Raw genomic sequence first — 14,856 nt, forward strand, 5'->3', positions numbered from 1 at the left:
AATTTCTGTAGAGACGTAGCATGCTACGTCTCTACATTATTTTCAATACACTTCTGCAAGGTAGCAAGTCTCACAATACACAATTTCCGGACGTTCCGGCGCATACGTCGTCTGAATCTCTTTCTGACATCTCATGCAATTTCGGTTGCAAAGTCTTAGTGGATTTCTGAGTTTCATTCGATGCGCATGTCGAATGTCTGGATGATAGTGGGGAATCGGCAAATTCATTTTTTGATAAAATTCAAGTTCTGCTTTCTGGATCTTGAAAAGTTTTCCCGATTCTTCGCAGATAATTGCCCAGTTCAAAATATCATCGGGAATATCTGTAATTGAATCAGGAAGTTTGGACGCAGGGATTTTTTTTGTCACATCTGAAAAATCTGGCTTTTCGATGTCTTTCCAGTTCCATCCCTTCGATCCCACATTTTCTTTTGTCATCGGGAAATATTCTTGTGCGATTGTTTCATTGTATCCAAAAGGAGAAGTCTCCGGAGGGAAAAATTCTCCCCACGATTTTTCCTGCTCCATTTGGTGGCGAATTTTGTCCAAGAGGGAAGAATATTCTTCTTTCGAATACTCAGTATTCAAAATACAATATTGTTTGTGGTTCAGAGAAATACATCCCAAAAGATTATTTGAAGAGAAACATAAGTTCGAATACAGCAAATTATGGTCTTGCCAGCACGAATCGCAGGACATGGAAAATGATGTTGCCGTGCATCCAATAGTTTGATAACACACTTCGCCGCGATCATATCCCATGCATGTCATGTCCATGGAACTGTACGTTTCATCAATTTGCTGAGAATATGCGACATCTTCACAATTTGTACAGTCAAAAGAATTTTGAACATTTTTACAGTTTTCTAAATTATCTCCTGTCGAATTTTCAGTATTGACTTGGTATAGTGCGCGAAATGGAAATTGTGCTCTCAATTCCGTTACAAAAAAATTTCGTGCCTTTGCGAACCCCTGAAAATTATTCAAATTGAATTCTTTCAATTTTAGAGAATATTCCTCTTTTGAATACTGTTTGTTCAAAATACAATATTCTTTGTGTCTGAGATTGGAACAAAAAAAACAATTTTTACAATCTTTGAGTTCTACAGAAAAGAAGCAATTTTGAGAATTCTCTGAGTGATGTACATACACACATTCATAACAACTTTTTGAAAATGAGCATTCGTAACAGAGTTCAGAACCGTATAACCACAAATAATCCATACAGTTTTTGTTTTTCGTGGAGTATCTTCCATACACGGAGTCTTCTTCATAATGATTCCCAAACGTAAGATAGCAATTTTTATTGGCAAAAGAATAATTACAATACTCGCTGTTTTCAGACTGTTTGTTCATGATAGCAAGCCGTGGGACTTTTTGCAGAAGTTCTGAAAATTGTTCAAAAAAAGGAATTTTTTCATCAAACTTTTGTCCGTAGGAAAGTCCATCCCATGCGTCGCTGAAATAACATTCCGGACAATACACAGGAAATGGTTTGTCGGATGAGTACAGGGAAACAATTTTCTTCTCACACAAATCGCACTTTCTTTTATATAAAGTTTTTTCATTTCGAAATGCCATTCTTTTTTGAGCTCTACAATCCGGACAATATGTCGGCTCTGGCACTTCCATTTTTTTATAAAATTCCTGATCTTCAGAGAAAATTTCGAATTCTGCCGAGCAATTTTTACAGGTATTCATTTTTAAGCGGTTATAAATTACGTATGAGCGATTTCCTGATTGAGTACAAATGCCGTAGAATTTTGAATTTCCTGTAGGTATTTTTGTTCCAGCCTTCCTATTTTTTTCAGGATTCGCCGTTTATCAAAAGATTTAATTTGTTCAGGAACAGCCTTAGAATTACAAAGAAGTCCATTCTTTTCTGATGCCTTCACAAAAATGTGAAAGGGCAACATTTTTTGGACATTTCCCGTGATGGGAATTAGGATGCAGAGTGGTCCTTTCACGTTAATTTCATTGCGAGAAACGACCAGAGCAGGTCTCTTTTTTGTGATTTCAGCCCCTATTTGAGGCGCAAAATCGGCAACTACGATATCTCCGTACTTAATATTCATAGAGATCTTCAATGCCAGAGTCCATAATATCTTTCTCATCCTGAGGAATGTTCTGGTAGTATTCTTCTATTTGATCTGCAAGGGTTTTTCCTGTTTTCATCTTTTCCTTCTTTCTTTTTTCTAATTCAATATCTTTTATCAGGGAGTATCCGGCGAGGACGCATACGGGCTCATTCTCCTGATTCACAATAACAATATAGTCATCCGTCTTCGCAAGGCGCTTTATTTCCCGATAGAGCCTCGGCTGGAGATTTGTGGGACGAATTGTATTTGAAGTCTTCATACCACCATTGTACCCAATTGGGTCTCCAATTGTCAAGAACTACACCGGAAAGCGCGAATCCATATTCGCGCACGTGAGCGACGATGCGATCGTCGCCTTCAATACACTTCTTTCAAATAACATTCTTCGCAGTACACAATTTCCGGCCTTTCCGGTGAGTACGTCGTCTGAATCTCCTTCTGACATTTCGCACAATTTCGATTCCATAGCTTTCTCGGATTCCTGAGCGCCATGCGATGCGCGTGTCGAATGTCAGGATGAAAATGTGGAATCGGCAAATTCATTTTTCGATAGAATTCCAGTTCTGCTTTTTGAATTTTAAATCGTTTTCCAGATTCTTCACATTCTATTGCACAATTCAAAATATCATCTGGAATATCGGTGATCGAATCAGGAAGTTTTGATGCGGGAATTTTTTTCATAATTCCCGACGCATCAAATTTTTCCTCTTCTTTCCATTTCCAACCTTTTTGTAAAACTTCTTCTTTTGTCATCGGAAAATATTCCTGTGCGACAGTTTCGTTGTAGGCGAATGGTGACATTTCAACAGGAAAAAATTCACCCCATTCTCCAGTTTGTTTCATGTGCTCGATAATTTTGGGAATAATCTCTTCATATTCTTTCTTTGAGTATTTTTTATTCAAAATGCAATATTCTTCTCTTTTGAGTCCAACGCATCCGAAACAATTTTTTGTTGAAAAACAATGATCTGAATACGTGAGATCATGAGAACCAGACCAGCAAAGATTACAAAATCTGAGATTATAGACATCATATCCACATGCATGGCATTCATAGATCCACTCTGCATTTTGACCCCAATAGTTGTAGTCCATTGAGTTTTTACTACTCTGGAGACAGACGGAATATCGCAGATCTTCTGAATTCGTGCATTCGTAACACAGAAAACAATTTTTGCAATTATTTAAATAATCACCGGTCGAACTATAAACACTAAGTCCATGAAATTCTTTGACAATGAGATCTTTCAAAACCCCATCAATTCTTTTTTTTGCTACTGACATTTCTCGGGAACTTCCCGTGTGGACACTTTTGAGAAACTTTTCATATTCCTCCTTCGTCTTTTGCTCATTAAGTACCATGTATTCTTTGTGAATTTGATTGCTGCAGCCAAAGCAATTGCGGCACTCCGTGCAATTTCGCAGAAAAAAAGAGTCACGACAACCGTATGAGTCTCGACAATATCGCAAATTGTAACAATTTTTGCAGCCTATACATTCATAACAGAGTTCGCATCGATCAATACTAAGATTATCGATGCAGTTTTTTGAATAGTTTACCCATGAACCGTAAGAGCAATCTTCAGAATGATTTGTGGAAAATACGAGGTAACAATTCTTATTAAGGCTCGCGCAATTACAATATTCACTGTTTTCCATTGGTCTTTGTTGTTGCAGTGCAGAACGAGGAATAGTATCACGAAGTTCAAAAAATTGTTCAAAAAATGGCCGCGAAAAATCAAGTGATCGTCCGAATTTAAGTGGATTCCACGCGTCACTCCACCACACATCATTTCCATATACGGGAAAAGGTGTATCTACGGGAAATTGAGAAATAATCTCTTTTCCCGTGAAGTCACACTTACGACGAAATAGATACCGTTCTTTTCGATACCCAAGACGACGTTGCATCCGACAAAGAGAACAGAGTATCGGCTCCAGAACTTTCATTTTCTTATAAAACTCCTGATCTTCGGGAAAAATTTCGAATGATGCCAAGCAATTTTTGCAGGTTTTGTGCATGTTCCGGAAAGCGACACGGCGTCCATCGGGTCTGAGGACCCTTCAGGGTCTCGAACGACCGTGTCGCTTTCATGATAGACGATTTAGTACACTTCTTTCAAATAACACTCCTCACAATACACCATCTCCGGTCTTTCCGGTGCGTACGTCGTCTCCATTTCTTTCTGGCATTTCGTACAATTTCGATTCCATAGCTTTCTCGGATTTCTGAGCGCCATTCGGTGTTTATATCGAACATCAGGATGAAAATGCGGAATGGGTAAATTCATTTTTCGATAGAATTCGAGTTCCGCTTTTTGGATTTTAAATGGTTTTTCGGATTCTTCACAAATGATCGCCCAATTCAAAATGTCATCGGGAATTTCTGAAATATGACATGGAAGTTTCGATGCGGGGATTTTTTTCTTCACGCCAGAAAAATCTGGTATTTCTTCCTCTCTCCACAGCCAATTTTTTTGAGTAACTTCTTCTTTTGATAACGGAAAATGCTGCTGAGCAATGGTTTCATTGTAGGCAAATGGCGAAAGAGATACGGGGAAGAACTCTCCAAATTCGCCGATTTTTTTCATATGATCTATGATTCTGGGAACGAGATTTTCATATTCTTCTTTTGAATATTGTGTATTCAAAATACAGTATCTTTTATTTTTGAGTCCAACGCATCCGAAACAATTTTGAGAAGCATGACATTCATACGAATACAGAATATTTGATGATGACGTCCATGCTCCTTGGGTAAAAATGGTGTTATAACTCCTATATCCAACACTGATCGAATCGTACGCAAGTTCATTTTCTGTCGTATTCGTCACATCCAAAAGATCTTTTACATTGAATCCAGCGTAAGTGAATCTACAGTCTTCACTTGAAACGCAATCGAAACTTTCTGTACAATTTTTACAAGAAACCAAGTAATCTCCAATGCAACTTTCTGAGTTTAAATTATGACTCGCTCTTTGAATTTGGCTCAATTTGAATTCTGCAAATTCGGCATCAGTCCCCTTTCTGTCTTCGAAAAGACGCTGAAGAAATTCTTCTTTTCGCTTCTGATATTCCTCTTTTGAATATTTTACATTTTTGATGCAATAGCTCTTTTGCACCAGATTGGAACACATGATGCAGTCATTACACCCCTGACAATTGGCGAGATAAAATGAATCGGAACAGTTTCTGAGGCTTTGGGAAAAAAACACCTGATATGAATTTTCTATATTCACGCAGTCATAACAAAAATGGCAATCGGAAACCTCTGTTCCATCAAAACAAAAACTCGAACGAATGATGTGTTCTGAATACATCGAATCCTCATTATATTCTCCGGCAAAAACAAGATAACAATTTTTATTGAATGCGGAGAGATGAACATATTCACTATTTTCATTGGAGAAAGCAGAGAGGTTCATTCGGGGAACGTCAAAAATCAATTCTTTCATCTGATCGAAAAATGAACGAGAAAAATCAAAATTTCTTCCGTAGCTCAGCGCATCCCATTCCTCACTCCACCAGATTTCATGCGCATACACCTTCATTGGATTTTCTGGATGATAAATGGAGACAATCGGCTTTCCGGAAAAATCACATTTTCTTCGAAATAAACTGCGTTCATTGCGAAATGCGAGTCTTCGTTGCTGCCGACAATCCGGACAAAATGTTGGAGATGGAATCAAATATTTCTTTCCTCCAAAAACTGGCGAAATATTTTCGAGGAATTTTTCATCTTCCGGGGAAACCTGAAATGATGCCGAACAATTGACACATTTTTTCATTCTGATTTTTTGAGAGGCTGAAAGATGTGTTGGTGGAAATTTGGAGAAGACGGCAAAAATGTAGAATATAGAAGGAAAAATGTAAAAATAAATCTTAAATCCTAATTTTTAAACATTACTATTTAGAACTTATTTTTACATTTTACATTTCGCATTTTACATTGTTCCCTACTTCAGCAGCGCATTATACTTCTCCACCGCTTTTTCTCCAATCGCACTCAGTGGATCCGCTTTATACACGTATTCATACAGATCGAGGGCTTCCTCAAGCCGTCCTTGTTTTTCTCTCAAAATTCCCATATTGAGTTTTGCAGGTACAAAGTTGGCATCAAGAGCAAGAGATTTTTGGAGATCTTTTTCCGAAAGTTCTAAATTCCCATTTTCAAGATACGCCCATCCTCGTAAATTGAAGGACATCGGATCAGTCGGATGACTCTCTATAGCGAGATTTCCGAGGAGAATTCCCATTTCCGGTTTTTGTAAAAAAGTGAGAACAATATTCATCGGGCGAACGAATTCTTCCTCTGTTCCTCCAAATTTTTTAAGCATATCCTCATATTCCTGAAAAGCGAGTTCGTAATTTCCCTGAAGATAATAAATGTCTGCAATTTCGCTCATCACTTCTTGAGGAGGCTCGAATCCATTTTTGAGCGCTCGGTCAAAAAAACTGAGTGCGCGATCATAATCTCGTAATTTTTTGTACGCAATTCCCAGAAAATACGATGCAAACGTATTTGCGGGATCAATTTCATATGCCTGCTCGAAAGCATTTTGTGCAAACTCAGGTCTTCGGAGCGCAAGATAAGAATATCCATTCACGATCCACGCATCTCTATATCCCGGATTTTCTACGAGTACTTTTTTTGAGAGCGCAAGCGAGAGCTCAAATTGCTCGACTTCATTGAGCGCTTTGGCGAGCAAAACATCACGATGAAGTGGGCTCCCATCGGGAAAGAGCGAAAATTCCTTAAACGCCGCGAGAAGAATATCGCTTCTGGTTTTGTATTTGGAAGCATCTGTCGTTTTTTGAATCATGTTTTCCGCCTCATCGTATTTTCCATCATAGAGAGCGATAAGGCCGAGAAAGAAATTCCGTTCAGAAGAATTCTCTGGAAGTGTGAGGAACGTTTCTCTCGCCTTTTCTACTTTCGCCTGCTGCAGGTAGAGATCGCCGAGAAGAACTATAAATTCTGAATCATTTGCAAAGTTTCCCTTGAGAGCTTTCTCTGCAGTAGTTTCGGCTGCAGCGAAATCTTTAATTTGTACTTGAAGTTTAATGAGCATCACAAAAGCTTCTTTGTGTTTTGAATTTTTTTCGATAAGAATTCCGAGATCGTTTTCTGCAAGGGAGAGAGCTCCGTGAGAATAAAATTGTTGAGCTCTTTCAAAAAGCTTCACTTCGTCGTCAGGAGTTTCTTCCAAAAATCGTTCTTCTGCGGTTTTTGGAGAATTTTCTTTTTCTGTATTTTCAGAATTCGGATCGACATTTTCAGAAGTATTTGAATAATAAGAGGAGAAATCTAAAATTCCGCCCTGAAACCACTGCGGGAAAAAAAATCGTGCAGTGCCCACAAGAAAAAACGCGAGGGCAAATGCGAAGAATACACTGGCAAATCGGTTCATAGGAAAGGAATTAGGAATCAGGAATTAGGAATTAGGAATTAGGTTAGGAATGACGAATGAAGAACGACGAGAAACACAAAGACATTCTGACAAAAAAAGCACAAAACACAAAGCACAAAGTACAAAGCACAAAATACAAAACTTTTTCTTTTTTTGTACTTTGTATTTTGTACTTTGTACTTTACAATACAGCCAATTTTGACACTTCCCCATGCCCGACCAGAAAGTTTCTATGGACGAACTCACCGCTCTCTGCAAAAGCAGAGGATTTATTTTCCCCGGGTCTGAAATTTACGGAGGACTTGCGAATTCGTGGGATTACGGTCCCCTTGGCGTCGAACTCGCGAATAACATCAAAAAAGCATTTTGGGAGTTTTTTGTGTATGGACGCGAAGATATTGTCGGAATTGATGCGGCGATTCTTATGAATCCAAAAGTGTGGGAAGCGAGTGGGCATGTGGGAAGTTTTTCTGATCCGCTTATTGATTGCAAAAAATGTAAAACACGGCATCGAGCGGACAAATTGCTCTTTGAATGGGTAAAAGCGCATCTGAATGATCTTTTGAACGACAAGACTCCGACGACAATGAGTACAACGGAGGCAAAATTTTTGATGCAAAATTTGGTGGATTTCAAGAAAGGAGAGGCAAAATCTCTCGATGGCGTGAATTTGAGCATCCTCTACAAAGCAATTAAGGATATGGGCGTAGAATGTCCCGATTGCAGTGCGAAAGATTTCTCTGAAGCGAGAAATTTTAATCTCATGTTTAAAACAAAACAGGGAGTGATTGAAGATGAAGGCGCGGATATTTATCTTCGGCCCGAAACCGCGCAGGGAATTTTTGTGAATTTTGTGAATGTGCAGCGTACGACGCGAAAAAAACTTCCGTTTGGAATCGCACAAATCGGAAAGGCATTCCGAAATGAAATTACACCAGGGAATTTTATTTTCCGAACGAGAGAATTTGAACAAATGGAAATCGAATATTTTTTCGATCCAGAAAAAGACGATTGGCGAAATGTGTGGGAAGGATGGAAAAGTTCGGTGGTTGAATTTGTCACGAAAACTCTCGGAATTAATTCCGAGAATGTGAGAATGCACGATCACAGCAAAGAAGAGCTTTCGCACTATTCCAAAGGAACGACTGACATTGAATACAATTTTCCGTTTGGATGGAGCGAACTTTGCGCCGCTGGAGCGTACAGAACGGCGTATGATCTGACGCAGCACCAAAATTTTTCTGGGGAAAATATGGAATATCGCGATGAAGAAAGTGGTCGAAAATTTATTCCACATGTCATCGAACCGAGCATTGGAGTTGGTCGTCCACTTTTAGCGATTCTGCTGGACGCGTATACAAGAGAAAAAGTTGCAAGTGACAAGTTGCAAGCGGAAGGAGATTCTGCCAAGGTTGATTCTCAAGAAGAACGCGTGGTAATGAAATTTTTGCCAAGAATTGCTCCGGTAAAAGTTGCGGTTTTTCCGCTTATGAAAAAAGATGGACTTCCTGAAAAAGCGAGAGAAGTAATTCAGCAACTGAGATCACTTGGAAATGTGGAATATGATGAAACCGGATCGGTGGGAAAACGCTATCGAAGACATGATGAAATTGGAACGCCAGCGTGCGTGACGATTGATTACGACAGCTTGAAAGATGAATCTGTGACGGTGCGAGATCGAGATTCGATGCAGCAGGAAAGGGTGAAGATTTCTGAACTTTTGGAGTTTTTGAGGGAGAGATATTGTTTATAACAAATATGAAACAGCATAAATGTTACGCCAATTGTATTGGGGAATGTAGTGATAAAATGTCACAAGAGCATTATATATCCGAAAAGATTCTAAATTTACTAATGGGAGAACTATGTTATGTTACAGGGATGCCTTGGCAAAAAGAGAAAAAATTTTTGGCGAAGAAAGCTCTTACTGCAAATGTTTTGTGCGTGAAACATAATAATCAGCTATCCAAACTAGACAATGCTGGTGGTAGTTTTTTTGAAACGATATACACTTGTACTAGAGGAGGAATACAAGGAAGCATATCCACAGAGCATTTAAAATTTGAACATAACGGGCGAGATATTCAAAAATGGATGCTAAAACTTGCGTGCGGAGCAATAGCATCTGGCATTTGGGGAGGTCATCATAGAAATGTTCCTTATGAATGGGTAAAGATACTATTCGATTTTAAAAAATGGCCACCATTTTTTAATCTTTCATATATTCATCAAAGAATCACATATACCGTTCCGGAAAAAGATCATATGAAAATTGATTTTATACGTGACCTCTCCAATGAAAATTTATGGGGTGTATCTCTAGTTTTTATGCCTTTAGAAATAACATTATTTTTTAACGACACAATAGATAATCCAGAAAATAGACATCCGAAAGTTATTGGATTTGAAAATGAGAAAAAAAAGTTAGAAATAAAAATCAAATGGTAGGTCCCTTTTAGCGGGAGCTGCCCCTCCGCTAATTCAGGAGCACGTTTGTAAACGTGCTCCTGTTCGGAGATGAATAAGCATCGTAGTCCTCTGCGAGAGACTCCGATGAAGGACAAGAACTTGATAAAAAAATCAGACATGCTATAATGCCCTCATGAGTACAGATACCCCTACCTCTGGGCCGTTAGATAGCGATGATCAAAAAGACTTCGATCTTGTGAAAAGATTCGTTGAAGATCCACTAAAACTTACACCAGAAGAAGACCGTAGAGCTCAGGTATTAGCATTTACACCTGACTCGGAATTTTCTGAGTACTATGAAAAGCTTATGAAGCAAAAGCGAGAGCAAGAACGAAGACCTGGAGTGTTTGCGGCTGCAAAAGATAGAATACGAGGAGATCTAGAGCGAGATCTCAGGCAAACACTAGGGATTAATCAAATAAACCCATCAATCATTGACGAATTTTTAAGAACAATAGAACAAATATTTTCAGAAGAAATGAAGAAGGTGGCAGAACAGAAAAAAGCAGGATCACAGAGAACATCAAATTATGAGATGTTCACTAAAGCATGCACCCAAACTGGAGCTAACCCGGATGATCCCTACTTCCTGACTATTGCAGCAAGATTATTGCGGTATTATCTCGCAGAATATGCGAAGAGATTGAACAAAGAATCTCCACTTCCAGATGCAGAATATAAAGCTTTGCGCCCAGATGATATAAGAAGATCTTCTGAGCTTAGTGCAGCCACAGATGAGATGTCTGAGCACTATCCCGATATGACGAAAATTGTTGATCTCAAATATTTCTTCCAATTATCTTCAAAAAAAATAGCAGAAGCTCTCGAACTTTCTGAGCAGGAAATCGAAAGAAAATGGACGTTTGCAAGAGCTTACTTATTGAGCAAACTACAAAATAAGAGTTGAACCCTCAAAAGAGGGCGACCCAAAGGTCACCCGAAGACGGGTGACTCTTGTTAAATTTGGAATTTATATCACAAAACATATTTTGAATTTCGGACAAAAATGGTATTATTTTCGATGAAATGAAGTTTAAAGAAATTCTCAAAATCACTGGTGCTCCGATCATACTCGCCTCACTCTGCTGCCTTTCCCCCGTGCTCCTCGTTCTGCTCGGAGTGAGCACAGTTTCTTTTGCTTCTTCACTTGCAGATACACTTTATGGCGAATACAAATGGATTTTCCGAGGTATTGGAATTCTTTTTCTCCTCATTTTTCTCATTTCCTATTTTTGGAAAAAAGAAAAAATTTGCAATTTGAGCGAAGCGATTCGCAAAAGAAATGTCATTTTGAACACCATTCTCATAACTGGAATTCTTGGAGTTGTCGGATATATTTTCTTTTTGTACGTCGTGGTACATTACACTGGAGTATGGCTTGATCTTTGGAAATAAGATTCCCGATTTCTGCCCGTGAGAAAAAATATCATATTTTCAAAAAATGATGGTATACTCTTTTACGTATATATTTTCCCTTCCTATGAAAAAATTTCTTCCCCCATTTCTCCTCGGAATGCTCCTCGTGGCAATTCCTACCGTCTACGCTGTTTCAAAAGGTTTTATTGATGTTCGTAGTGATGACTGGTTTCAGGAATCCGTTCTAAATCTTTCCGAAAAAGGAATTATCAAGGGATATAACGATGGATCTTTTGGTCCAGCGAATCCTGTAAGTCGTGCGGAACTTGCAGTGATGCTTGATCGCATGATGACATATGTTGACGAAAAAATTGCGAGCGTTCCCATTAATGTGAAAGAATCACAAACTCCACCTCCTAAAAATACAGTAGAAGTTCAGGAGAACATCCCAAATACTGAGACTCTTCATCCTGTTACCGTTAAAGAAAATTCAGTGACGCTGAGTGGTGAAACACTTAACTTTATTGTTGAGTATATCGCGTGTTCCAGTTTGGACATCAAAATTTTATGGGATGGAACCTTTATAGACTCTGTTCCCGTAGGAGCGAATCTTTATATTACGCCACCCAAAAAATCAGAAAAAACATGCACAACGGGAAGATCTCAGGCGTTTGAGTTTGATCTCACACCTCTCAGAGATGCATATGTGAATGCGTATAAGAAATCTGAAGGAACCCTCGAAATCAACGTTCTCGATACGGTGGGAAATAAGCGCTCTGCAGAATACGTATTTTCCCTCGCAACAATTTAGTTGCCATAAAACTCTTGCGATGAATTCATATCCTCGGATTTGATACATCCATCGAATTTTTCATGAATCGCATGCTCCATCATCCTGAATTTCTTCAAAAACTTCTTCGTCCTGTTTCTCTTGAGGATCGGAAAATTTTTCTTGAATATTTTCAAAAATATCCACCTCAGATCTCGAATCTTCTTTTCGCAAATATTTTTTGCCTTGCGGAAATATATCATCTCAAATTTTGTGAATATAAGAACCATCTTCTCATCTCCTTTCGCGATGAAACTCCACTCTTAAAATTCCTTCCCCCAGTTGGTCCAGATCCTGCTGAAATTCTTACAGAACGCCTTCCTGAAATCGAGGAATACTCATGGAAATATGTTGATGAAGGGATTATCAAAAATCTACCACAAAACGTGAAGAATGTTTTTGAAAGAGACACCTCTGACTATGCTTATAAAATCGAAGATTTGTGTAATTTGCGCGGAAAAAAATTTGATGGAAAAAGAAACTTTATAAAACGATTTTTGGAATATCATCCCGAAGTAAAACTCCTCACTTCAGAAATGATTCCCGAAGCAAGACTCCTTGAAGAAGAATGGTTTGAGCATCGTAAAAAAAGTGTTTCTCTCTTGGTAGAACATAATTCGCTTCTCAGAGCCTTCGATTTTTTCTCCTCACTTTTTCTCTCTGGAATTGCAGTTTTTGTGGAGAAAAAAATGGTGGGATTTGCTTGCGGAGAAGCATTAAATACACGTACTTTTGTGGAACAATTCGAAAAATCGGATGATGAGTATGTCGGAATTTCTCCATTTCTCCTTCATGAATTCGCACGATTTCTCCCGAAAAATTTTACGTACCTCAATCGTGAAGACGATCTCGGAATTCCCGGACTCAGAAAAGCAAAGGAAAGTTGGTATCCTGAATTTCTCGTAAAAAAATACGCAGTGGAGTCGTGAACTTATTTTACCAACACCTCTTTATGGTGTACTTCACGATTTTTTCTTCATTCGCTCCGAGAAATGCTTTCGTTTTAAATCTTCCCGCTTCTTCTTTTTCCCAAGAGGCATCGCTGCCTATGATTTCAATTTCATTTCCCCACCACTCATCTGCATAGATAGTTACTGAAACTTTTTCATCTTTCCGATTGTGGACTTCTACCTCTTCTTCCACAAATTCACATGTTTTTCCAATGGGAAGAAGTTTGTCCTGAGTTCTCCGATTCATCTCCCTTTTTTCCACGGTTACGTCAAAGACGTTTCCGAGAAATAATCGAACTTCTTCGTTTTTGGGAGTGTGATCGATACTATCCTCACCAATGAATTGAAGTGATCCTTCGGAATCAGCTTGATACACTCTCGCTGTTCCTGCAGGAAGTGGCATTCCCATATTATTTTTTTCAGAATTTTCAAAGAAAATTTCTGCGCGAATACGAGAACCATCTTTTTGCGGATCATAAACAAGTTCCTTTTCCACGGGGACACTTGGAATTTCGAGAAGAGAAATTTGTTTTTCACTTCGAGCGAGAATATCAGTCGGAGTATCGAGCGAATAAAGATGATATTCGAATAAATTTTCCTGAACAAAGGCAGGTTGTGGCGCCATCAACTTTTCTTCAGCATATCCATAGTCTGCCATTGGCGCATATCCACCGGAAAAAGGCTGAACTCTATTCACTTCCCCCGCAACGAGTTTAAGTTTTGCCGCAGGAAATGTTGTTCCTGATGAATTTGTAAGAGTGGTCCATCCCTTCAAAAAAATCTCAGTATTTTTTTCATTCACTTCTGCAACATAATCAGCTTTCCAGCTAAATCCTGTCGAGAGATAACTCGTTTCTGTCTCGTGTTTCCCATCTTCAGGAGAAAAGAGTGTCCAAATAAGTGTTGGCTTGATAATAAGACCATCGGGGAGTTTTTCAAATGAAATATCTTCGGGATTACTGACGGCCATGACTTTGTCTTCTGTTTGGAGCACAACATTCCCCCAGTCAGAAGAAAGAAGTGTCCCTGAAACCGTTTGCACAGTATCGCCTCTTGTGACATTTACCGAAACCTTTTTTCCGAGATATTTTTCGAGAAGTTTTTCCTTTGAGACAAGATCAAATGAAAATGTCTGATCAAAAACCGATGCTACATTTTTTGCAAGATCTTGAAAGAGAACGGAAGAACTCATAATTCCTTCGGGGACATCTGTAAATTTTACCTGATTCGCACCTTTCTTGAGATCAATTTCGCGATATTCTTTCACGAGTGCAAGATCACCATTATACACCGTGAGCGCAACAGATTCTTTTTCCCCCGCATCAGCGCTTGCTAATTCTGTGAAAAAATTCAAAGGTTTTTCTGTAGTAGTTTTATGCACATATGTAATCGGCTCATATCGCGGAATAGTTCGCGTATTTTGCGTTTTTGTTGGAAGAAGAAGGGAAATACCAAAAAGCGCAAGGATTCCAAGAATTCCTGCTATCCACGTAAGAATTTGCTTTTTCATTTTCTGAGAGAAAAATCATCATCCACTATACGAGGAATATTTTCGGAAGTGAAGAGAGATTTCTCCCTAATTCCTAATTCCTGATTCCTACTTCCTGATGGCTTTGTTGCACAAATCATAATATAGAGACTCAGGAAAGAGCAATTTTCTTTTTCTAAGGTTTTCATACTATTTTGTAACTTTTTGGCATTCCGAGAGCAGTCATACTATTCAAAGCAGAACATATAAGAAA

At 38.7% G+C, this 14,856-nt stretch carries 13 protein-coding genes; 6 read left to right on the forward strand and 7 right to left on the reverse strand.

Annotated elements, in window-relative coordinates; translation table 11 throughout:
• Nucleotides 1–42 precede the first annotated feature (42 nt).
• From HZA38_05655 to HZA38_05680, 6 genes are all read right to left on the reverse strand, one after another.
• Complete coding sequence (locus HZA38_05655; protein ID MBI5414966.1) at nucleotides 43–1,701, reverse strand: zinc-ribbon domain containing protein; 1,659 nt, start codon at nucleotides 1,699–1,701, stop codon at nucleotides 43–45.
• Nucleotides 1,702–1,718: 17 nt separating this feature from the next.
• Nucleotides 1,719–2,075: a type II toxin-antitoxin system PemK/MazF family toxin gene (locus tag HZA38_05660; protein MBI5414967.1), complete on the reverse strand. Its 357-nt coding sequence runs from the start codon at nucleotides 2,073–2,075 to the stop codon at nucleotides 1,719–1,721.
• The gene (locus HZA38_05665) at nucleotides 2,065–2,394 is read right to left on the reverse strand and encodes a hypothetical protein (protein MBI5414968.1); all 330 of its coding nucleotides are present in this window, start codon (nucleotides 2,392–2,394) and stop codon (nucleotides 2,065–2,067) included. Before HZA38_05665 ends, HZA38_05660 begins: the two co-directional genes overlap by 11 nt.
• Nucleotides 2,395–2,456: 62 nt before the next feature.
• On the reverse strand, nucleotides 2,457–4,121 hold the full coding sequence (locus HZA38_05670) for a hypothetical protein (protein MBI5414969.1): 1,665 nt from the start codon (nucleotides 4,119–4,121) through the stop codon (nucleotides 2,457–2,459).
• Between the two features lie 83 nt (nucleotides 4,122–4,204).
• Nucleotides 4,205–5,887 (reverse strand): hypothetical protein, encoded by a 1,683-nt coding sequence (locus HZA38_05675; protein MBI5414970.1) that lies wholly within the window; start codon nucleotides 5,885–5,887, stop codon nucleotides 4,205–4,207.
• Nucleotides 5,888–6,055: 168 nt separating this feature from the next.
• Nucleotides 6,056–7,510, reverse strand: a complete 1,455-nt coding sequence (locus tag HZA38_05680; GenBank protein ID MBI5414971.1) for a tetratricopeptide repeat protein — start codon at nucleotides 7,508–7,510, stop codon at nucleotides 6,056–6,058.
• 211 nt (nucleotides 7,511–7,721) lie between these two features.
• On the opposite strand from HZA38_05680, the gene HZA38_05685 reads away from it, so the two are divergent.
• From HZA38_05685 to HZA38_05710, 6 genes are all read left to right on the forward strand, one after another.
• Nucleotides 7,722–9,263 (forward strand): glycine--tRNA ligase, encoded by a 1,542-nt coding sequence (locus HZA38_05685; GenBank protein MBI5414972.1) that lies wholly within the window; start codon nucleotides 7,722–7,724, stop codon nucleotides 9,261–9,263.
• Between the two features lie 5 nt (nucleotides 9,264–9,268).
• Nucleotides 9,269–9,958 carry a hypothetical protein gene (locus HZA38_05690; GenBank protein MBI5414973.1) on the forward strand — a complete coding sequence of 230 codons (690 nt, stop codon included), beginning with the start codon at nucleotides 9,269–9,271 and terminating at the stop codon, nucleotides 9,956–9,958.
• 154 nt (nucleotides 9,959–10,112) lie between these two features.
• Nucleotides 10,113–10,886 (forward strand): hypothetical protein, encoded by a 774-nt coding sequence (locus HZA38_05695; protein ID MBI5414974.1) that lies wholly within the window; start codon nucleotides 10,113–10,115, stop codon nucleotides 10,884–10,886.
• 119 nt (nucleotides 10,887–11,005) lie between these two features.
• Entirely contained in the window at nucleotides 11,006–11,374 is a 369-nt protein-coding gene (locus HZA38_05700; GenBank protein ID MBI5414975.1) for a hypothetical protein, read from the forward strand.
• Between the two features lie 85 nt (nucleotides 11,375–11,459).
• Entirely contained in the window at nucleotides 11,460–12,146 is a 687-nt protein-coding gene (locus HZA38_05705; GenBank protein MBI5414976.1) for an S-layer homology domain-containing protein, read from the forward strand.
• A gap of 62 nt (nucleotides 12,147–12,208) precedes the next feature.
• Nucleotides 12,209–13,093 (forward strand): DUF2156 domain-containing protein, encoded by an 885-nt coding sequence (locus tag HZA38_05710; protein ID MBI5414977.1) that lies wholly within the window; start codon nucleotides 12,209–12,211, stop codon nucleotides 13,091–13,093.
• 7 nt (nucleotides 13,094–13,100) lie between these two features.
• On the opposite strand, the gene HZA38_05715 is transcribed toward HZA38_05710, so the two are convergent.
• Nucleotides 13,101–14,624, reverse strand: a complete 1,524-nt coding sequence (locus HZA38_05715; protein ID MBI5414978.1) for a DUF4139 domain-containing protein — start codon at nucleotides 14,622–14,624, stop codon at nucleotides 13,101–13,103.
• Between the last annotated feature and the right edge of the window lie 232 nt (nucleotides 14,625–14,856).

Source organism: Candidatus Peregrinibacteria bacterium (assembly GCA_016220175.1).
In the GTDB taxonomy this organism is placed as follows: Bacteria; Patescibacteriota; Gracilibacteria; order CAIRYL01; family CAIRYL01; genus JACRHZ01.